This window comes from Burkholderia sp. HI4860 (assembly GCF_002223045.2).
GTDB lineage: Bacteria > Pseudomonadota > Gammaproteobacteria > Burkholderiales > Burkholderiaceae > Burkholderia.
On sequence record NZ_NKFO02000001.1, the window covers coordinates 2898070 to 2918985 of the forward strand.

General features: G+C 67.0%; 20 protein-coding genes. 2 read left to right on the forward strand and 18 right to left on the reverse strand.

Translation table 11 applies throughout. From position 1 onward, the window contains the following. The first annotated feature begins 426 nt into the window (after positions 1-426). Positions 427-3012 (forward strand): bifunctional aconitate hydratase 2/2-methylisocitrate dehydratase, encoded by a 2586-nt coding sequence (acnB, locus tag CFB34_RS12905; protein ID WP_089442155.1) that lies wholly within the window; start codon positions 427-429, stop codon positions 3010-3012. 117 nt (positions 3013-3129) lie between these two features. Here acnB and CFB34_RS12910 read toward each other — a convergent pair whose 3' ends face one another. From CFB34_RS12910 to CFB34_RS12990, 17 genes are all read right to left on the reverse strand, one after another. Further along, positions 3130-3639 (reverse strand): DUF4274 domain-containing protein, encoded by a 510-nt coding sequence (locus CFB34_RS12910; protein WP_089442154.1) that lies wholly within the window; start codon positions 3637-3639, stop codon positions 3130-3132. A 76-nt stretch (positions 3640-3715) separates the two neighbouring features. Next, positions 3716-4129, reverse strand: coding sequence for a PPC domain-containing DNA-binding protein (locus CFB34_RS12915; RefSeq protein WP_089442153.1), 414 nt, complete (start codon positions 4127-4129; stop codon positions 3716-3718). Positions 4130-4195: 66 nt separating this feature from the next. Further along, positions 4196-4747 (reverse strand): GNAT family N-acetyltransferase, encoded by a 552-nt coding sequence (locus CFB34_RS12920; protein ID WP_089442152.1) that lies wholly within the window; start codon positions 4745-4747, stop codon positions 4196-4198. 170 nt (positions 4748-4917) lie between these two features. Further along, positions 4918-6318 (reverse strand): MFS transporter, encoded by a 1401-nt coding sequence (locus tag CFB34_RS12925; protein ID WP_089442151.1) that lies wholly within the window; start codon positions 6316-6318, stop codon positions 4918-4920. Between the two features lie 29 nt (positions 6319-6347). Next, complete coding sequence (locus CFB34_RS12930; RefSeq protein ID WP_089442150.1) at positions 6348-7592, reverse strand: FAD-dependent oxidoreductase; 1245 nt, start codon at positions 7590-7592, stop codon at positions 6348-6350. Further along, positions 7589-8551, reverse strand: coding sequence for a VOC family protein (locus CFB34_RS12935; protein ID WP_089442149.1), 963 nt, complete (start codon positions 8549-8551; stop codon positions 7589-7591). Before CFB34_RS12935 ends, CFB34_RS12930 begins: the two co-directional genes overlap by 4 nt. Positions 8552-8569: 18 nt before the next feature. Continuing rightward, complete coding sequence (locus CFB34_RS12940; protein WP_089442148.1) at positions 8570-10060, reverse strand: aldehyde dehydrogenase; 1491 nt, start codon at positions 10058-10060, stop codon at positions 8570-8572. A 72-nt stretch (positions 10061-10132) separates the two neighbouring features. Continuing rightward, a complete protein-coding gene (locus CFB34_RS12945) occupies positions 10133-10960 on the reverse strand; it encodes an aspartate dehydrogenase (protein WP_089442147.1) in 828 nt (275 codons plus the stop codon). After that, complete coding sequence (locus tag CFB34_RS12950) at positions 10953-12620, reverse strand: thiamine pyrophosphate-binding protein (RefSeq protein ID WP_089442146.1); 1668 nt, start codon at positions 12618-12620, stop codon at positions 10953-10955. Before CFB34_RS12950 ends, CFB34_RS12945 begins: the two co-directional genes overlap by 8 nt. Next, positions 12613-13410 carry an SDR family oxidoreductase gene (locus CFB34_RS12955; protein WP_089442145.1) on the reverse strand — a complete coding sequence of 266 codons (798 nt, stop codon included), beginning with the start codon at positions 13408-13410 and terminating at the stop codon, positions 12613-12615. The genes CFB34_RS12950 and CFB34_RS12955 overlap by 8 nt, the downstream gene beginning before the upstream one ends. Next, positions 13407-14264 carry an IclR family transcriptional regulator gene (locus CFB34_RS12960; protein ID WP_089442144.1) on the reverse strand — a complete coding sequence of 286 codons (858 nt, stop codon included), beginning with the start codon at positions 14262-14264 and terminating at the stop codon, positions 13407-13409. The genes CFB34_RS12955 and CFB34_RS12960 overlap by 4 nt, the downstream gene beginning before the upstream one ends. Next, positions 14261-15157: an alpha/beta fold hydrolase gene (locus tag CFB34_RS12965; protein WP_089442143.1), complete on the reverse strand. Its 897-nt coding sequence runs from the start codon at positions 15155-15157 to the stop codon at positions 14261-14263. Before CFB34_RS12965 ends, CFB34_RS12960 begins: the two co-directional genes overlap by 4 nt. 18 nt (positions 15158-15175) lie before the next feature. After that, a complete protein-coding gene (locus CFB34_RS12970) occupies positions 15176-15703 on the reverse strand; it encodes a cupin domain-containing protein (RefSeq protein ID WP_039344094.1) in 528 nt (175 codons plus the stop codon). A 37-nt stretch (positions 15704-15740) separates the two neighbouring features. After that, entirely contained in the window at positions 15741-16511 is a 771-nt protein-coding gene (locus CFB34_RS12975) for an SDR family oxidoreductase (protein ID WP_089442142.1), read from the reverse strand. Beyond that, the gene (locus tag CFB34_RS12980; protein ID WP_089442141.1) at positions 16504-17586 is read right to left on the reverse strand and encodes an aromatic ring-hydroxylating dioxygenase subunit alpha; all 1083 of its coding nucleotides are present in this window, start codon (positions 17584-17586) and stop codon (positions 16504-16506) included. The genes CFB34_RS12975 and CFB34_RS12980 overlap by 8 nt, the downstream gene beginning before the upstream one ends. 52 nt (positions 17587-17638) lie before the next feature. Beyond that, a complete protein-coding gene (locus tag CFB34_RS12985) occupies positions 17639-17950 on the reverse strand; it encodes a recombinase-like helix-turn-helix domain-containing protein (RefSeq protein ID WP_089427169.1) in 312 nt (103 codons plus the stop codon). A gap of 1 nt (position 17951) precedes the next feature. Then, positions 17952-18269: a non-heme iron oxygenase ferredoxin subunit gene (locus CFB34_RS12990; RefSeq protein ID WP_011354710.1), complete on the reverse strand. Its 318-nt coding sequence runs from the start codon at positions 18267-18269 to the stop codon at positions 17952-17954. Between the two features lie 444 nt (positions 18270-18713). Between CFB34_RS12990 and CFB34_RS12995 the strand changes: the two genes are divergently transcribed. Next, positions 18714-19793, forward strand: a complete 1080-nt coding sequence (locus CFB34_RS12995; protein WP_089442140.1) for a porin — start codon at positions 18714-18716, stop codon at positions 19791-19793. A 102-nt stretch (positions 19794-19895) separates the two neighbouring features. Here the strand turns inward: CFB34_RS12995 and CFB34_RS13000 are convergent, their stop codons facing one another. Continuing rightward, complete coding sequence (locus tag CFB34_RS13000; RefSeq protein WP_089442139.1) at positions 19896-20789, reverse strand: IclR family transcriptional regulator; 894 nt, start codon at positions 20787-20789, stop codon at positions 19896-19898. Positions 20790-20916: the final 127 nt, after the last annotated feature.

Here is a 20916-nt window from a genome sequence, read left to right on the forward strand (position 1 = left end):
CGAATTGAAAGTCGCGTGAACTAGCGCGCAGGCACGCGAGCGCGGCCTGTGTGTAACGTTTTTTGCATGCTCGTGCAGAGCCATGCGCCGCCGGCATCCAGGCTCCCGAGGCTTCGTTACCGGTAGCGCACCGCACCGCCCGCCGCACCTCCCGCACCACCCCTCCCGCAGCCCTGGCCAGAACCACCCGGAACACCTTGCTCGCATCCGCCCCCCAGCCGAGCCTCCGGAACACGCCCCCCCCCAACACCGCCGCGCCGTGCCACCGACCTTCTCCGCATCTCGTTCGCCAACTCTTATATAAGACATAAGACATTTGACGTTAAAGATCATTGAGATTAGAATCCCGCTGCAAAGCAGTGTCTGGAACAGCCCCGGAGTGCCGGCAAGGCCTTCCCCTCAAACGCAATATCAGCAGGTCTCCCCATGCTTGAAAACTTTCGTGCTCACGTGGCCGCCCGCGCCGCGCTCGGTATTCCTCCCCTGCCGCTGACGGCTCAGCAGACCGCCGAACTGGTGGAACTGCTGACCAACCCGCCCGCCGGCGAAGAGCAGACGCTGCTCGACCTGATCACCCATCGCGTGCCTGCCGGCGTCGACGAAGCCGCCCGCGTGAAGGCCGGCTTCCTGGCCGCCGTGGCCAAGGGCGAGACCGCCTGCCCGCTGATCTCGCGCGAACGCGCGACCGAACTGCTCGGCACGATGCTCGGCGGCTACAACATCCAGCCGCTGATCGAGTTGCTGTCCGATGAAGCCGTCGCTGCCGTGGCCGCCGACGCACTGAAGAAAACCCTGCTGATGTTCGACCAGTTCCATGACGTCAAGGAACTCGCCGACAAGGGCAACGCGCACGCGAAGGCCGTGCTGCAGAGCTGGGCCGACGCCGAATGGTTCACGAGCCGTCCGGAAGTGCCGCAAAGCCTGACCATCACCGTGTTCAAGGTGACGGGCGAAACCAACACCGACGACCTGTCGCCGGCCCCGGACGCCACCACCCGCCCGGACATCCCGATGCACGCGCTGGCGATGCTGAAGAACGCACGCCCGGGCATCACGCCGGAAGAAGACGGCAAGCGCGGCCCGGTCAAGTTCATCGAATCGCTGAAGGAAAAGGGTCACCTGGTCGCCTACGTGGGCGACGTGGTCGGCACCGGCTCCTCGCGCAAGTCGGCCACCAACTCGGTGCTGTGGTTCACCGGCGAAGACATCCCGTTCGTCCCGAACAAGCGCTTCGGCGGCGTGTGCCTCGGCGGCAAGATCGCCCCGATCTTCTACAACACGATGGAAGACGCCGGCGCACTGCCGATCGAGCTCGACGTGTCGCAGATGGAAATGGGCGACGTGGTCGAGCTGCGTCCGTACGAAGGCAAGGCGCTGAAGGACGGCAAGGTCATCGCCGAATTCCAGGTCAAGTCCGACGTGCTGTTCGACGAAGTGCGCGCCGGCGGCCGCATTCCGCTGATCATCGGCCGCGGCCTGACCGCGAAGGCGCGTGAAGCGCTCGGCCTCGCGCCGTCGACGCTGTTCCGCCTGCCGCACCAGCCGGCCGACAGCGGCAAGGGCTTCTCGCTCGCGCAGAAGATGGTCGGCCGCGCCTGCGGTTTGCCGGAAGGCCAGGGCGTGCGCCCGGGCACGTACTGCGAACCGAAGATGACCTCGGTCGGCTCGCAGGACACCACGGGCCCGATGACCCGCGACGAACTGAAGGATCTCGCGTGCCTCGGCTTCTCGGCCGACCTCGTGATGCAATCGTTCTGCCACACCGCCGCTTATCCGAAGCCGGTCGACGTGAAGACGCACCAGACGCTGCCGAACTTCATCAGCACGCGCGGCGGTATCGCGCTGCGCCCGGGCGACGGCGTGATCCACTCGTGGCTGAACCGCATGCTGCTGCCCGACACCGTCGGCACCGGCGGCGATTCGCACACGCGCTTCCCGATCGGCATCAGCTTCCCGGCAGGTTCGGGCCTGGTCGCGTTCGCGGCCGCCACCGGCACGATGCCGCTGGACATGCCGGAATCGGTGCTGGTCCGCTTCAAGGGCAAGATGCAGCCGGGCGTCACGCTGCGTGACCTCGTCAACGCGATTCCGCTGTACGCGATCAAGCAAGGCATGCTGACGGTCGCCAAGCAAGGCAAGAAGAACATCTTCTCGGGCCGCATCCTCGAAATCGAAGGCCTGCCGGACCTGAAGGTCGAGCAAGCGTTCGAGCTGTCGGATGCGTCGGCCGAGCGTTCGGCTGCCGGTTGCTCGGTCCGCCTGAACAAGGAACCGATCATCGAGTACCTGAACAGCAACATCACGCTGCTGAAGTGGATGATCGCGCAGGGCTACCAGGATCCGCGCAGCCTGCAGCGCCGCATCCATGCGATGGAGCAGTGGCTGGCCGACCCGCAACTGCTGTCGCCGGATGCCGACGCCGAGTACGCGGCCGTCATCGAGATCGACCTCGCCGACATCCACGAGCCGATCGTCGCGTGCCCGAACGACCCGGACGACGTGAAGACGCTGTCCGACGTCGCAGGTGCGAAGATCGACGAAGTGTTCATCGGCTCGTGCATGACCAACATCGGTCACTTCCGTGCCGCGTCGAAGCTGCTCGAAGGCAAGCGCGACATCCCGGTCAAGCTGTGGGTCGCGCCGCCGACCAAGATGGACCAGAAGCAGCTGACCGAAGAAGGCCACTACGGCGTGTTCGGCACGGCCGGTGCGCGTACCGAAATGCCGGGCTGCTCGCTGTGCATGGGTAACCAGGCTCAGGTGCGCGAAGGCGCGACGGTCATGTCGACGTCGACCCGCAACTTCCCGAACCGTCTCGGCAAGAACACGAACGTGTATCTCGGCTCGGCGGAACTGGCGGCGATCTGCTCGCGTCTGGGCAAGATCCCGACCAAGGAAGAGTACATGGCCGACATGGGCGTGCTGAACGCGAACGGCGACCAGATCTACAAGTACATGAACTTCGACCAGATCGAAGACTTCAAGGAAGTGGCCGACACCGTGCAGATGTAAGCACGCGGAGCGGGCTGCGGCGGGTGGTCGACGTCGCAGCGCCACGCAATGGCGTCGCAGGCTGAATGCCCGCGGCGCCATTTTTTTATGCGGCGTCGGTTGACCGACCCGGCCCGGTCAGTCGTAAAGCGCGAAAATCCGTTCGGCCACCTCGAACGGCAAGCCTTCGTCGTACCCTTCCTCGTCGAGATCGACATACTCGCGGCCGTCGGTCGGCTTCAGCATCAGCGCAGGAACCGGCCGTGCGACCGGGACATCGGGATAGTCGTTCGGGCCCGCGCCGTCGAAGTCGTGTGGATCGAACCAGATGCCGTGATCGGCGTAGTAGCCTTCCGTGTACCGCTGTTCGACTTCGCGCACCAGCCGGAACGTGTCCAGCTGATACGACGCGTCGCCCAGGTCACTTTCATTCGCATACTGCACGAACCACGCGGCACCGAGATTCCAGTAGATCAGCAGCGCGGTGGCGCGATCGATGTGGCGGTTGTCGAGCAGCCAGCGCAACGCGCGGCCGTTGCCGTCGTAATTGGAGCGCGCGGCGAACCGGTGCCATTGCTCGGGCGTTGCGCCCTCGAGCCAGGTGCGCACGATTTCCCACACCTTGTGTTCGATTTCGGAATCATCCATGGATGGCGGCCTCGCGGAAATGTGAATGGTGGACATGCGTCGAATGACCGGCGATTCTAGCGCCGCCGCGCGACATTCACGCGGCATCGCCACCCGGTTCGCGGCGGATCACCAGTTCGTTGAAGCCGGTATGCGGATCGGGTTCGCGCGCAAAGCGATGCCCGGGCAGCACGGCCAGCAGGATCTCGGCGGTCGTGCGCACCACGCAACCGCTGGCCACATGGCCACCCGTCACGCGGCCGGCCGCATCCGAGATCGACATGTGCAGGTGCGCGCCGTCCGGCGATACCGAGCCGGCCAGCGTCAGGATTTCGAGGTCACCGCGCAGTTCGGTCGGCTGGTCCGCGCCGGCGAAACGCAACTGCGCGACGCTCAGGCTGCCGATGCCCTGGATCACGAAGGCCGCGTGCGATGCGTGCTGACGCAATGCATGCTCGATCGATGCACGCAGGTCGACGCCGGGGGAAAGACGCAGAGGGTGGACTTGCATGGTCGAGCACCTGCCGATGGAAGATGGTGTCGGCCAAGGGTACGTTCGCGCCGTGAATCCGGCAAGTCACGCGCGCCGATCGCTCGCGAGCAACCCGTACAGCGCGCTGTCCGACACTTCGTCGCCGACGATCCAGCGTTCGCGCAGCAGCCCTTCCCGCACGAAGCCCAGCCGTTCGAGCAGCCCCGCAGACGCGACGTTGCGTGGATCGATATCGGCTTCGAGCCGGTTCAGCCGCAGCGTGCCGAATGCGTGATCGATCACGGCCGATGCCGCCTCGCGCATGTAGCCGCCGCTCCAGTACTTTCGCCGCAGGCTGAAGCCGATCTCGGCGCGCCGGCATTGCTCGTTCGCATGGAACAGCGCGCATTCGCCGAGCGCTTCGCCGGTTTCCCGCAATTCGAGCACGCAGGCCAGACTCTCCCCGCTCGCGGACGTCTGCACGTTGCGCGCGACGCGCGCCTCGGCCTGCTCGATATGCGTCATCGGCGAGAACGAGAAATAGCGCATCGCTTCCGCATCCGACCAGATCTCGAAGAAGACATGCGCATCGGCTTCGCGTAGCGGCCGCAAGACGAGGCGGGAAGTATGCAGCGTGACGGGTTCGAACAGGGGCATGGCGACGGTCGGTTGAAAAACGGGATCGTGAATTAGAACATGCACGCCGCAAGTCGGCCATCTCGTGCATCCGCACGCCCCGCCCCTCCGCAGCAATCGGGTCGCCGCCCAACAAAAAGGCCCGGACATCGCCCGGGCCGCTCCACCTCATCCGTTACCGCCGCCAGCGCTTATGCTTCGAGCGCTTCGAGCACCTTGCCCTTCGTCTCGATCCCGACGAAGTGCACGGTCACCGCCGCGATCAACGGCACGATGCCGATCAGGTAGAACGCCGGCGCGAGGTTGCCGCCGATGATCGCGTGCGGCACCACCATCGGCGCGACGAACGACGCGATCTTCAACCATGCGCTGCCGAGCCCGCAGCCCGACGCGCGGATGCTCGTCGGATACTGCTCCGGCGTATAGACGTACGCGGTAATGAACCCCGACGCCATCAACCCGAGCGACAGCGAGCAGAAGATCGACACGACATACACCGACGACGCGTGATAGAAGCCCGCGAACGCCAGCGACAGCGCGCACAGCACGAACGACCACACGATCACCGGCTTGCGGCCGAGCTTGTCGACGAGCAGCGCCGACGCCAGCGACCCGAGCACGCCCATCACCGAGCCGATCACCGCGAGGTTCAGCGCGAGCTGCAACGGCGCGTGATAGAAGTTCTTGTAGATCGTCGGCAGCCACGTCGACAGCCCGTACTGGATGAACCCGCAGGTCGCCCACAACGTCGCCACCGCGAGCGTGCGCTTGCGATACGCGGCGCTGAACAGGTCGCTCATCTTGCGCTTCGGATGCTGGCGCACCATCTCGTCGAACGCCGCTGCCTGCGTGACCGGCGGCAACTCGCCGCGCACCGACGCTTCAAACGCACCGACCGCTCGCCCTGCTTCGGCCAGCCGCCCGCGCGACGCGAGCCAGCGCGGCGATTCCGGTACGAGACGCGTGAGCACCAGCGACAGGATCAGCGGCAGCCCGCCGACGAAGTACATGATTTCCCAGCCGAAGCGCGGCACGAGCCACGCACCGAGCGCCATCGACACGAGCAGGCCGATCGGGAACACGATCTCGTACAGCAGCACGAAACGGCCGCGGCCATGAGCGCGCGTGATCTCGTTGATGTACGTCGCGGCGACCGGCAGCTCGCCGCCCAGCCCCAGGCCCTGCAAAATCCGCAGCAGTACGAAGATCTCGAAGGTCGGCGCGAAGCCGCACGCGATGCTCGTGATGCCGATCACGGCCGAGCTCCACGCGATCGCCTTCACGCGGCCATGCTTCTCCGCCAGCGCGGGAAACAGGAAGGCGCCGATCAGCTGGCCGATCGCGCCGGACGCGATCAGCATGCCGATCTGCGTCGGCGACAGCCCCCATTTGTGAATCAGCAGCGGCAGCGTCGCCGCGATCGTGATCACGTCGAAGCCGTCGAAGAACGTCGCGGTGCCGATCAGCACGCGCGCGCGGATCTGCATCGCGTTGGCGGGAAGCCGCTCGAGCCGCGCGATGATCGCGCCGGGCGTGGAGGCGGCAGCTTCCATCGTGGCGCGACCGGCCACGACATTGTCGAAAGTGCTCATGCGGGGGTCTCCTGTGTCTCGTCGCCCGGTCAGGCCAGTGCCTTGCTCGTGTCTGCCAGCGCTTCCGTATCCACTGCCCGGCCCTGGTTCATCCACTTGCGCGCGAGCTTCAGCTCACGTGCGTTGTTGACGGCGATGACACCTCTCACATGTCCTTCGCCTACGAAAAACAGCGTCGCGCGTCGCGCGGCAAGCTCGCCGCGCACGACGAGCTGCGCATCGGCCGGCAGATCACCGAGGATCTGCAGGTTCACGTCGTACTGATCGGACCAGAACCACGGAATCTCCGCGTACGGGGCACGCACGCCGAGCACGGCCTTCGCCGCCGCGATCGCCTGGTTCTGCGCGTTGGCCCACGACTCGAGCCGCACGCGCCGCTTCAGCCAGCCGTTGTGATGGTTCGCGACGTCGCCGCACGCGAAGATCGCCGGGTCGCTCGTCGCGCCGAATTCGTCGACGACGATGCCGTCGTCGATCGCCAGCCCCGCGTCGCTCGCGAGCGACGCGTTCAGCGCGAGGCCGATGCCGGCCACCGCGAAATCGGCGTCGATCGTCGTACCGTCGGCGAGCGTTGCACGCACCTTCGACGCGTCGTCCGGCTGCGCGTCGAGCGACGCGAGCGCCGCGCCGAGGCGGACGTCGACACCGTTCGCGCGGTGCAGGTCGAGCAGGAAATCCGACACGATCTGCGGCACCGAGCGGCCGCACAGCCGCGGCGCGCCTTCGACGACCACCGCGTCGACGCCAAGCTTGCGCGCGGTCGCCGCGACTTCGAGGCCGATCCAGCCGCCGCCGATCACGAGCACGCGCCGGCTTGCGCGCAGCTTCTCGCCGAGCGCCGCCGCTTCGTCGAGCGTGCGCAGGTAATGCAGGTTCGGGGTCCTCACGAGTGCGTCCGGCAAGCGGCGTGACGTGCCGCCGGTCGCGATCACGAGACGGTCGTATTCGATCTCGCGGCCGCTTTCGGTCGTCACGACGCGGCGCGCACGGTCGATCGATGCGGCACGCTCCGGCTGCCAAGCTTCCACGTTCAGCGCGTCGAATTCGTCCGGACGCACGACGCGCACGGTTTCGATGTCGGCGTCGCCGGCCAGCACGGCCTTCGACAACGGCGGGCGCTCGTACGGCAGATGCGGTTCGTCCGCGATCATCACGAGGCGGCCCGCAAAGCCTTCCGCGCGCAGCGTCTTCAACACCCAGCCGGCGGCCTGGCCGCCGCCGATCACGACGACCGTGCCGGGCGCGGCATGCGCCTGTGCGTTCCCTTCGCTCATGATTTTCGCTCCGTCATGAACTTGCCTTCCGGCGCCTTCGCGTTCTTCTGCCGGCGCGTGTTGCCGTCGAGGCCGCCGTCGACGGCCCATTCGGCGAACACGGTCGGGCCCGGCTCGAACTCGCGCGGCTGCCATTCGGGTGTCAGCACGTCTTCATCCGCGTAGTACTCGATCAGCGCGCCGGCCGGGTTCTGGAAGTACCAGAAGTACGCGGACGACACCGGATGACGCCCCGGGCCGAGTTGCGTTTCCCAGCCGCAGCGGTCGATGTGCATGCCGCCGCCGAACACCTCGTGGATGTCGCGCACGGTGAAGGCGACGTGGTTCAGGCCGCGTTTGCCGTTCGGCAGCGCGAGCAGGAACAGGTCGTGGTGGCCGCCGTGCGGTGCGCAACGCATGAACGCGCCGCGCCCCGGGTAACGGTCGGACGTCTCGAAGCCCAGCAGCTCGTGATAGAACTTTTCCTGCGCGTCGAGGCAGTTCGTGAAGAACACCACGTGCCCGACCTCGACCGGCTCCGCGCGAGCATAGATCGGGCTCGGCTGGTCGACGCGCAGTGTCTGGCCCCACACGTTCGACGGCGAGCCCGTGATGTCGAGTGCGCGCTTGCGCGTGACTTCGATGCGGATCGCCATCCCGTTCGGGTCGATGCAGCCGACCGCGTCGTCCTGCGCGTAATAACCGGGCTGGCCGGCGAGCTTCGTGCGCAGCGCGTCGAGTTCCTGCCGCGTCGCGACGCCCCACGTGACTTCCCGCAGCGTCGGCCCCGCCTCGAACGCGGGCGGCAGCGACGGATCGTCGGCCTTGACGGCCAGCACCGTGCAGCCGTTCAGCGTCTCGAAGCGTGCGCGCGTGTCGTTGTGCGAGACTTCCGTCATCCCCCAGTCGGCGAAAAAGCGCCGGCAGGTCGCGAGGTCGTCGACGCCGTACGTGATCTGCTCGATTCCCAAAATGCTCATTGCGTCATTCCCCTTCGCTCAGTTCGCCCACGGCAGCGGCGCGTCGTTCAAGCCCCAGTAGAGGCTCTTCTGCTGCATGTACTCGCGGATGCCGAGACGCCCCTTCTCGCGCCCCATCCCGCTCTCCTTCCAGCCCGAGAACGGCGTGGAGATCGAGAACAGCTTGTACGTGTTGATCCACACGGTGCCCGTCTCCAGCGCACGCGCGAGGCGCCACGCACGCTTGTAGTCGCGCGTCCAGATACCGGCCGCCAGGCCGAACACGCTGTCGTTCGCCTGCGCGATCAGCGACGCTTCGTCGTCGAACGGCATCGCGACGAGCACGGGCCCGAAGATCTCTTCCTGGCAGATGCGCGCGCTGTTCGGCAGCCCTTCGAGAATCGTCGGCTGATAGAAGAAGCCGTTCTCGCGTCCGTCGCCCGACGGCCGCTCGCCGCCGCACAGCAGGCGGCCGCCTTCCTCGAGGCCGAGCGCCACGTAGCGCTCCACCGATTCGCGATGCTTCGCGGTGATCAACGGCCCCATCTGCGTGTCGGGGCGCGTCGGATCGCCCACGCGCAGCTTGCGTGCACCCGCGACCAGGCGCTTCATGAATTCGTCGTACACCGAACGTTGCACGAACAACCGCGAGCCCGCGATGCACGCTTCGCCCGACGAGCTGAAGATGCCGTACAGCACGCCGTTGACCGCGTGGTCGAGATCGGCGTCGTCGCATACGATGGTCGGCGACTTGCCGCCGAGTTCGAGGGACACGGGCATCAGCTTCTCGGCCGCGATGCGCGCGATGCCGCGGCCCACTTCGGTGCCGCCGGTGAACGACACCTTCTTCACCAGCGGATGGCGCACGAGCACGTCGCCGATCACCGAACCCTTGCCCGGCAGCACGCTCAGCACGCCCTTCGGCACGCCCGCTTCCTCGCAGATGCGCGCCAGCGCGAGCGACACGAGCGGCGTGACTTCGGCCGGCTTCAGCACCACCGCGTTGCCGCCCGCCAGCGCCGGCGCGAGCTTCTGCGCATCGGACGCGACCGGCGAATTCCACGGCGTGATCGCCGCGATCACGCCGATCGGCTCGTACACGCTCATCGTCAGGTAGTCGCCGCGCGACGGCGTCAGTTCCTCGTCGAGCGTTTCGAGGCACGCCGCGAAATAGCGGAACGTGTTCGCAGCGCTCGCCACCAGCACGCGCGTCTCGCCGATCGGCTTGCCGTTGTCGCGGCGCTGCAGGTTCGCGAGCGCCTCGTGGCGCTGCATGATCAGATCGGCGATGCGGTACAGCACCTGCGCGCGCAGATGCGGCTTCAGCCCGGCCCAGTCGGCGCGGCGCCATGCGGCGTCGGCCGCCACGACGGCTTCGGCCGCGTCGTCCGCATTCGCGGTCGACACTTCCATGTTCAGCGACTGGTCGGCCGGATAGATGCTCGCGTAAGGCGCGCCACGGCCGCGCCGCCATTCGCCGCCGATCAGGATGTTGCCGTCGGGTACGAGGCTCGTATCGAAAGGAGTCATGTCACAAGTCCCACAAATCTGTCTCTGCACGCCCGCCCTCGCCGTGGCGCGGGCAGGCATTCAATGGCCCGGTCAGATCACGCAGCGGGCCGCGCGGTTGCGCAGCGCGCGGATCGCGCTGTACGCCGTCAGCGCGGACGTCTTCGGGTTGTCGGGCAGCGGCTTGCCGCTCATTTCCAGCGACATCTCGCCGAATGCGCCGCGCGCGGTGATGCGGTGCACGTTGCGCTCGACCGCCGGATCGGCGATCAGGCGCACGTGTGTCGCGTCGAGGCCGAGGCCCGCGAGCGCGACGGTGGCCGCGACGTTCGCGTTCTTCGGATACAGGCGCGCGGCGTCGCGCGCGCTGCCTTCGAAGATCACCTTTTCCCCAGTCATCGCACACAGGTCGCAAAGTTCCTCCGCGGGCGTGCCGAGCCAGCCGAGCGGCGGCTTGCGTCCCACGTACAGCACTTCGTCGAGGCCGCCCTGCTTCGCGGATGCCAGCGCGTCGATCCCGCCGATCGCGCCGGACAGCAGCGTGACCGTCGCGTCGCCCTCGTCGGCCGCCTGTGCGAGCACGTCGAGCAGCGCGAGATCGGACAGCGCGCCGATCGACGCGACCGCGCAATCGGTGCCGGCCTTCAGCAGCGGCACGACGTGATCGACGAGCGCGCTGTGGCCCGCGCATTCGAGCGCGAACTCGGGGCGGCGGGCCAGTGCGTCGACCGACGACACGACCTCCACCGCACCGCCCAGCACGCCCTGCACCGCCGCGCGCTGGTGTTCCGGCACGATCACGTGCGCGACGCGCAGCGACGCATCGTGCTCGACCGCGTGGTACACGGCCGCGCCGATCGCACCGAAGCCGATCATCGCGACGTCGACGGGTGCATGGGCCCGCTTTTGCCCGTTAAGCATATTGGCGCTCCGACGGCTCTTCCTTCTTCACCGGCGGGCCCGCGAAGTTCGATGCGAACGCGCCGACCGACAGCATGTCGACCTCGACCATCACCGGGCCTGCCTTCGCCATCCCTTCGCGCACGATCGCTTCCGCCTGGTCGAGCGACGTGATCCGGTAGTGCGTGAGGCCGAAGCTCGCGCAGAACTGCGCGAAGTCGGGCTGGTGCAGCTGCACGAAGCAGCGGCGGCCACCGTAGTGCGCGTCCTGGATGTTGCGGATCACGCCGTAGCACTGGTCGTTCATCAGCACGATCATCACGTTCGCGTTTTCCTGCACGGCCGTGACGAGCTCGCCGACGTTGACCATCAACCCGCCGTCGCCGACGAGGCACACCGTCTTCGCGGCCGCATCGGCCAGCGCCGCGCCGATGCCCATCTGGATGCCCTGGCCGATGCCGCCGCCGAGCGCATGCACGCCCGAGCGCGGCTCGAAGATCTTCAGCAGGCGGTTGCCCCACGTGCTGTTCGAGATCGTCACGTCGCGCACCCAGTTGTAGTCGCGGCCGACCGCGCCCTGCAGCGTATCGACGAGCTGCTTGTACGGTCCGAGGCCCTTCGACACGTCGGCCACCGCCTGCTCGCGGGCGGCCGCGAGATCGGACGCGAACTGCGGATCGACCGACAGGCGGCCCTCGAGACGGTCGGCCAGTTCCGCCAGCACACGCTTCGAATCGCCGTGCACGAACAGTTCGTTGCGATAGCCGCGGTTGTCGGCGAGCGCGTCGGCGTCGATGCGGAACAGCGGCTGCGGCAGCGCGAGCTTGTACTTCAGCGTTTCGTTGCCGCGCAGGCGCGAGCCGACCACGACGAGCGCATCGCAGGTCTTGTAGAACGCTTCGACGGACGCGTGCACGTTGAACGCGCCGAGCGTCGCCGGGTGATCTTCGGGCAGCACGCCGCGGCCCTGCACGCTCGTCACGACGCCGAAGCCGAGCTTCACGAGGCGCTCGACTTCCTCGCGCGCATGGCGCGCGCCGCCGCCGAGCCACAGCAGCGGGCGGCGCTTGGCCGCGAGGGCATCGGCGAGCTTCGCGACGCGAGCGGTGTCGTGCTCGCGCACCGCGACGTGTGCCGGCGCGAGGTCTTCCGGCCATTCGATTTCAGCGGCCTGGATGTCGATCGGGATCTCGACCGACACGGGGCCCGTCGGCGCGGTCTGCGCGATGCGCACGGCTTCGCGGATCGTCGGCAGCACGGTTTCGACGGTACGCACGCGGAACGCGGCCTTCGAGATCGAATGCAGCATCGACAGCTGGTCCGGCGCTTCGTGGATGTACGCGAGATCCTGGTCGAGGTACGGCGTCTCGATCTGCCCGGTGACGTGCAGCAGCGCGGTGCCGGCCGTCAGCGCCTCGACCATCGCGCCGGCCGCGTTGCCCGCCGCCGTGCCCGTGCTCGTGAACGCGACGCCGAGGCCGCCCGACACGCGGGCCAGGCCGTCGGCCATGTTCAACGCGCCGGCTTCGCCGCGTGCACCGACATACCGGATGTTGCCGCGCGAATTGATCGCGTCGAGGATCGGCATGTTGTGGATCGAGATGACACCGAATGCGGTCTTCACGCCGCACTGCTCGAGAAAGGCGGCAATCAACTCGCCAACCGTGGTTTTTTTAGACATGGCGTGCAAAGCCTCCAGAAACGTCGATATGGCTGCCCGTCGTGTACGACGACAGATGCGTTGCGAGATAAAAGAGTGCCCAGGCGGCCTCGTCAGGCTTGCCGAAGCGGTTCAGCGGAATGTTCTTCGTGCGGGCGATCGCGCCCGCCCAGTCCTCCCAGCTTTCACCGGACTGCGCCTGCGTTTCGTAACGGCGGCGCCACTGGCCCGACTCGACGATGCCGATCAGGATCGAGTTCACGCGGATGCGCTGCGGCGCGAGTTCGGTCGCGAGCGACTTCACGAGGCTCAGCACGCCCGCGCGCGCCGACGACGTCGCGACCATGTGCGGCTCCGGCTGCAACGCGAGCAGCGAGTTCACGCAGGTGATCGTCGGCGCCTGCGCGTCGCGCAGCAGCGGCAGGAACGCGCGCGTCGGGCGGATGATGCTGAAATACTTCAGTTCGAGTTCTTCGCGCCACGCGTCGTCGGTCGTGTCGGCGAAGGTCGACACGCGGCCCTGGCCGGCGTTGTTGACCAGCATGTCGGCCCGGCCGAAGCGCGCCGATACGGCTTGCGCAAACGCGGCCACATCGGCTTCGTCTAGCACGTTGCAGCGCGCGGCGAGCAGTTGCGCGCCCGGATACTTTTCAACGAGCATCGCTTCGGCGCGTGCGAGGCGCTCGCTGTCGCGGCCGCAAATCGCGACCGACGCGCCCGCCTGCAGGAACCGTTCGGCGGTCGCGAGGCCGATGCCGGACGAACCGCCCGTCACCACCGCCACCTGCCCGGTCAGATTGATCTGAATCATCGAAGTCCTAATGCCTTGAGAAACGTGTGCTCGTCATCCGAGCGGTAATTGAGCCGCCGCGACAGTTCCGCCGCCGCGCGCTGCACCTTGTCGATCAGGCCGTCCGCGATCAGCGCCGCATCGATCTCCGGCCTCGGCACCGTCACGGTGATGCACGCGACGATCTTCTGCGTCTCGTTGCGCACCGGCGCGGTGACCACCGAGATGCCGCGCTCGAACGACGAATTGCTGACGCCGTAGCCGCGCAGCGCATCCTCGCGGATCACTTCGTACAACGCGTCGACCGTTTCCGGCGTCGCGTTCGTCATCCGGTTCAGCGTGCCTTCCGGGTACAGCGCATGCAGCTCCTTCAGCGACAGGTCGCCCATCAGCACGTGGCCGTGCGTCGTTGCATGCGCGGGCAAGCGCGTGCCGACGTTCACGCGGATCGAGCTGAACACCGGCGCCTGGCTCTGCGCCTTCGCGACGAACACGACGTCGCGGCCGTCGCGGATCACGATGTGCGTCGTGAAACCGGTCGCATCGCGCAGGCTCTCGATCACGGGCAGGCCGAGATCGGTCAGCTCCAGCGAGCTCAGGTATTCGAAGCCGAGCCGCAGCACGGCGATGCCGAGCTTGTAGTTGCGATCCTTGTCCGCGCGCTCGAGGAAGCCGAGCGATTCGAGCGTCTGCAGCAGACGGAACACCGTCGTGCGCGGAATGCCGAGCCGCTTCGACAATTCGGGCGCGCCGAGCACGGGCTCGCGCGGCGAGAATTCGGCGAGAATCCGCAGCCCGCGTTCGAGGCCGGGGACCACGTAGCTGGCTTCGGCCTTGCCGTTTTCGGTATCGGGTTGTTGCAGCGGTTCGGTCATGCCAGTCCCCGCTGTGGGTCGCACTGACGGCAGAACGTGTCGATCAGCGCGGAATAGACGGCCGGTGCTTCCACGTAGCCGGCATGGCCTGCTTGCGGAATCACCTGCAGCCCGACGTGCGCGGCCGCGGCGATCCGCTCGCATGCGGCGGGCGGCGTGATCGCGTCGTTCGCGCCGACGGCCACGGCCGTGCGGCCGCGAAAGCCGGCGAGATCGGTGGCGAGATCGGCATTCGCAAGCAGATGCGTGGCCTGCGCGTAGCCGGCCGGCACGATGCGCGCCATGTTCCAGCGCACCCAGGCACGCGCATCCTCGTTCGCGAAACCGGACAGCATGTTGCCGCTGCGCTGCTCGGCGAGCCCGGTCGGGCCGAGTTCGGCGAGCATCGCGAGCCGCGCGTCGCGGCGCGATTCGCGCGTTTCAGTCGGTGCGCTGCCGTAGCCGCCCGCGGGCGACACCAGCAGCAGGCCGGCGATCCGCGCGGGCATCACGCGGACGAGACCGCCCGCGATGATCGCGCCGAGCGAATGACCGACCAGCACGCAGCGTTCGATGCCGAGTGCCTCGAGCCACGCGTTCAGCGATACCGCGTAGTCGGCGGCTGCGGGCGACGCGCCGTGCACCGGCGTCGACACGCCGTAACCGGGCGCATCCCACGCGAGCACGCGCCGCGATGCGCCGAGCGAGTCGAGCTGGCGGACCCACGACGCAGCGCCCGAGCCGATGCCGTGCAGCAGCACGACGGGCAGCGCACGGCCCGCATGCTGCGCGCCGGCCTCGCGATAACCGATCGTGCCCGCCGCGCCGGCCGCGCAACGCTGTTCGGGAAACTGCCCGAGCAGCGCGGCGAACGCCGCGGTGCGGTCGCGTTCACGTTTGTCGATGACACTCATTGCTTCACCTGCTCCGTCTCAGCGCTTGATCTTCGCGAGCGGCGAATCGGGCGGATAGGTCGGCGTGACCGGCTTCGGCGAACCGAGCATCACGCACATCAGCGCGTCTTCCTCGCCGATGTTGATTTCCGTGCGATACACGCCCGGCGGCACCGAGATCAGGTCGCGCTCGCCGAGGATCGCTTCCCACGTCTCGCCGTCACGCTCGCAGATCACCTTCATCTTGCCGCGCAGCACGAAGAAGATTTCCTCGACGTCCATGTGGATGTGGCTCGGGCCGATGTTGCCGGCCGGGATGACCATCGTCGAGAACGTGAAGCCGCCGGCCGGCACCGTGTTGACGTCCTTCGCGACGCCCGTGCCGCCCGTGCCGACGTAGCGCATCTGCGCACGGCGGTACTTCGGGTCGTAGTCGGCCTGGAACTTCAGTGCATCCCAGTCGTAGCGACGGGTTGCGTAGCGCGCCACGCGCCCTTCCATCCAGTCGTTGAAGCTTGCGCCTTCCGGCTGGTCCCACGACTTGCGTTCGAGATCGGCGTCCGCCATCGTCCTCTCCTTCATCAGAGTGAAAACTTCAATTCAATCAATTCATCACGAAGCCGCCGTTCACCGGCAGCAGTTGACCCGTCACGAAGCGCGCACCGTCCGACAGCAGGAACAGCACGGGGCCCGTCACGTCGTCGGGCACCTGCGCACGCGTGAGCGCGCGGCCCTGCAGGTAGAACGCGTGACGCTCGGCCGGCACGTAGGCGGTCGCCTCGACCTCGGTCAGCCCCGGCGCGATCGCGTTGACCGTCACGCCGTGCGCGCCGAACTCGCGTGCCTGCGCATGCGTCATCGCGATCACCGCGCCCTTGCTCGCGACGTACGCGAGCAGCTTCGGCGCGCCCCACAGCGCGGTGTCCGACGCGAGGTTCACGATCGCGCCGCGGCCCGACTGCGCGAGATACGGCAGCGCCGCATTGCTGACGAGCCACACGCCGCGCACGTTCACGTTCATCACGGCGTCCCACGTCGACACGTCGAGCTCGGTCGACAGCTTGCCGCCCGAGTTCGTGATCGCCGCGTTGTTGATCAGCGCGTCGATGCCGCCGAGCGCCGCCGCGCCCTGCGCGACGAACGCGGTGACGCTCGCCGGATCGGCGAGATCGAGCGCGAAGCAATGCGCAACGTGGCCGGCTTCGGCGAGTTGCGCGGCCAGCGCGCGGCCTTCGTCGAGCAGCACGTCGCCGAACGCGACCTGCGCGCCCGCTTCGACGAGCGCCTTCACGAACGCCGCGCCGAGCCCGCGCGCGCCGCCCGTGACGAGCACGCGGCGCCCCGCGAGCGACACGACCGGAGCGCGCTCAGCCATTTGCCGGCTCCGCTGCGGCCTGCGCCTGCGCCTGCGCCGCGCGATGCGCGTCGAGCGCCGCAAGATGCTCCTGCGCACGGGTGCGCAGCATCCGGCGCACGCGCGTCATGCCGACGTCGTGCTGGTACAGGTATTCGTGATCGCGCGCATTCGGCGCGAGGCTTTCGAGGACGTAGCGGTCCTGCTCGAGCACGTCCCAGTGCAGGCCCTCGAGGCGGTTGCGGTACATGAAGCGCCACACGTCGCGCTGCCAGCCGCTGACCTTGCGGGTGCGCCAGAAGTAGACCTGGCAGTTGTCGCCGTCGACCGGCGTCGCGAAGCCGATGATCCCGAAGTTGCCGCCCGGGCCGAACTTCTGCTTGTACGGGATCGCGAGGCGCATCCACAGGCAGCCCGTTTCACCGAGCTCGACCCAGTCGAAGTTCACGTCGCGCTGGCCGATCTTCTCGAACATCAGGCCCGTTTCCGTCTTGCGCACGCGCATCTCGGCCTGCTTGTCGCCTTCGGCCATCGAGTGCGAGGTGGCATGCAGGTACGCGCCGTGCATCGGGTCCATCACGTTGTCGATCGCATACTGGTAATTGCACTTCCAGTTCGACACGCACAGGAAGTGGCCGTACGCATCGTCGACCAGTTCCTCGGGCAGGTTCAGCGGCGCCGGCTCGCCGTGCGCTTCGTCACCGAACCACAGGAAGATCGCGCCGGCCTTCTCCTCGACCGGATACGACTTCACGCACTTCGTGCCTTCGAGCGGACAGTTCGATACGGCCGGCACGCGGTTGACCGTGCCGCCGCCGTCGACTTCGATGCCGTGATACCAGCAGGCGATGTTGCCGCCGAGGTTCCAGCCGAGCGACAGGCGTGCGCCGCGGTGCGGGCAGCGATCCTCGAGCGCGTGGACCTTGCCGTCGTGATCGCGCCACAGCACGATCTGCTCGGACAGGCGCGTGAGCCCGACCGGTGCATTCGACACCTGCCAGCTCGGCGCGACGGGATACCAGTAGTTCTTGATGCCGCGGTCGAGATAGGCACGGACCGGGTCGTGTTGTGCTGCGTGTTGTTCGGGGGACGTCATCAGTGTGCTCCGGATGCGGTTGTCGTCGGGTCGGCGGTCGGCGCTTACGCGGTCATTCCGCGAGCGAGGCCATTTCGGCGCGGAAACGCTCAGGTGTCCAGACCGTGCCGTCCGGCGCGCGGAAGCCGATGCGGTTCAGGCCCGCGACGACCTCGTCCAGCTCGATCGCGCCGGCTTCGAACACGCGTTCGAGCGCATCGCCGAGGTCGTTTTCGTACTGGGTCGGCGCGGCCTTGCGGTTCTGCCAGACCTGGTTCTCGACCTGGCCGGGGATCTCGATCTGCCCCTTGCCCGCGACGTTGTTCGGCTGCGGCGCCACCCACGGCTTCAGGAAGGGGTTGAAATTCACGGTCGCTTCTTTCATGTCACTCCACCTTGATCTGGATTTCCTCGCCGGCGAGCCGCACCGCGTACTGCTTCAGTGCGCGTCCGCCCGGACCCTTCAGGCATTCGCCCGTCTTGATGTCGAACACGGCCTCGTGCAGCGGGCATTCGACCGTGCCTTCGTCGACGAACCCCTGCGTCAGCAGCGCGTACGCATGCGGGCACACGTTCTCGAGCGCATACACGTCGTCGCCGACGCGGTAGATCCCGATTTCGACGCCGTCGGTCCGCTTGAACTCGATCGGCGTGTCTTCCGACAGCGCGCCGGCGTGCCCGGCGCAAACCCATTGTTCAGACATCTCACACCCTTCCTTCTGATCGACTCTCGGTTTGTTCCGATTTGTTCCATACCCGGAACAACAGTTTATGGATGGTGATTATAGGAGCGACTTTCCACGAGTAAAACAAAAAGCTGCTCGCCCTAGGGAAAACACTGACCGCCGGGTCGGCAATCGCGTGCATCCACCCCATCAAATGAAATTTTTTGTTATGCGACGGGGCTTTACCGGGTTTACGCGAGTTTTGTGCAGCGACGCCGGGTGCCGGCCGGGAACCCATCCGTCCCGAAAAAATTATTTTTGATACGGTGCGAGACGCCCCTATACTCCATTCCATCAGAGGCACATTGTTCCTTATATGGAACATACGAATGCCCACCCGATGGCGAAAACGCGCGACGGCCGGCCGTTCCCGCGCATGCCGCCACGGCACGTATTCATCAGGTTGGAGATTCAGGAGATCAAATGGTCAAGCATGCGGTAGCAGCAGCAGTGATCGGAGTGGGCGCCGTGTCCGGCGCGTGGGCGCAGAGCAGCGTGACGCTGTACGGCAGCATGGATGCAGGCGTCGCATACGTGAACAACGTCGGCGGCCATGCGAAGTGGGCGATGATCCAGGGCAATACGCAGCCCGACCGGTGGGGCCTGAAGGGCAAGGAAGACCTCGGCGACGGCCTGTCGGCGATCTTCCAGCTCGAAAACGGCTTCTATACGAACAACGGCCAGTTCGCGACCGCGAACACGATCTGGAACCGCGCGGCCTTCGTCGGCCTCGGCTCGGAACGCTACGGCACGCTGACGCTCGGCCGCCAGACGCCGCTGTCGTTCGATTATCTCGATCCGCTCAGCACGGCCTACCTCGCGATGAGCTGGTACGCGTTCCACCCCGGCAACATCGACGGGCTCGCCGCGACCGGCAACGTGCCGTACAACAACTCGGTCAAGTACCGCTCACCGACCTTCGCGGGCTTCTCGGCCGCGGCGACGATGGCGCTCGGCAACATGACGAACTTCTCGACCGGCAAGTCGGTCGGCGTCGCGCTGAACTATGCGAACGGGCCGTTCAAGGCGTCGGCCGTGTACTCGAACGAGCACGACCGCGCGATCCTGATCAGCACGACCGGCATCACGTCGTTCCAGGGGCAGAACACCGCGAACGGCTACACCGCGAGCAAGGTCGAGAACATCGGGGCGGGCGCGTCCTACCAGTTCGGCGACTTCCTCGTGCACGGCCTGTACACCCGCACGAAGATGCAGTCGAACGGCTTTTCGGACACGTTCCAGAGCTACGACGCGGGCGTGAACTACCGCAGCAGCGCGTTCAACACGATCGCGGGCGGCGCGGCGACCACGACGCTGGCCGGCCGCCGCTGGACGCAGGTCGAGCTCGGCGACATCTATGCGCTGTCGAAGCGCACGCAGCTTTATGCGAACGTGTTGTACGAGCACGGTTCGGGCGGTGCAAAGGCCGCGTTCTTCACGGCGGGTGTATCGAGCACGGCGAACCAGGTGATCGTGCTCACCGGGATCCACCACTCGTTCTGAACGACGTCGGGCGTGCGTCGCCCGAAACGACAAAAGCGGCCCGCGGGCCGCTTTTTTCTTACGCGTTGCATTTGCACGGCCGCCGGCCGCGCATCGGCGCACTCAGAACATCGCGACCTTGTGGCGTGCGTGCGCGAAGGTCGGATCGCTTTCGAGCGGACGATAGTTCAGCCGCTGTGACAGGTCGACCGCCGCGCCGCACACGGCTTCGACGAGCCGCTCCTTCTCGCGCGCCTCGCCGATTTCCGAGCGCGGCACGGTCGCGGTGATCGCCGCGACGATCGAGCCCGAATGATCGCGTACGGGCGCGGTCACGGCCGAAATGCCGCTCTCGAACGCCGCCTCGCTCACCGCGTAGCCGAGCCGCGCGTAATGGCGCACGCGTTCGTACAGTTCGTCGACGGTGCCCGGCGTGCGCTCGGTGAACTGCTCGAGCCGCTTTTCCGGATACAGCTGGCGCAGTGCGTCGCGCGTCAGGTCGCCCATCAGCACGTGGCCGTGCACGGTCGCATGCGCGGGCAGGCGCGTGCCGACGTGCACCTTCACCGAACCGAACATCGACGCGTTGCTCTGCGCCTTCGCGACGAACACGACGTCGCGCTGGTCGCGGATCAGCAGATGCGTCGACAGGCCGGTCGCGTCGCGCAGCCGCTCGAGCACGGGCGTGCCGAGATCGGTCAGTTCGAGCGAATTCAGGTATTCGAAGCCGAGCCGCAGCACGCCGACGCCAAGCCGGAAATAACGGTCGCCGTTCACGCGCTCGAGGAAACCGAGCGCTTCGAGCGTCTGCAGCAGGCGGAACGTGGTCGTGCGCGGAATGCCGATGCGCTTCGACAGCTCGGGCGCGCCGAGCACCGGCTCGCGCGCGGAGAATTCGGCGAGGATCCGCAGCCCGCGTTCGAGCCCCGGCACCAGATAGGACGACGCGCCGCCGGACGATTCGTCGTCGCCGGGCGCCGCGGTTTCAGGTGCGTCGCTCATCGTTGTCTTGACCATGTGGACATGGACGGTAGGAAATCAGTCACGAAACAGGTCACGGATCGTCGTGGATAGTCAGTCATGCTACCTCAGCGCGCACGGGGTTCACACCGCGTGCATCGCCGCACCGCAGCATGCGGATCGC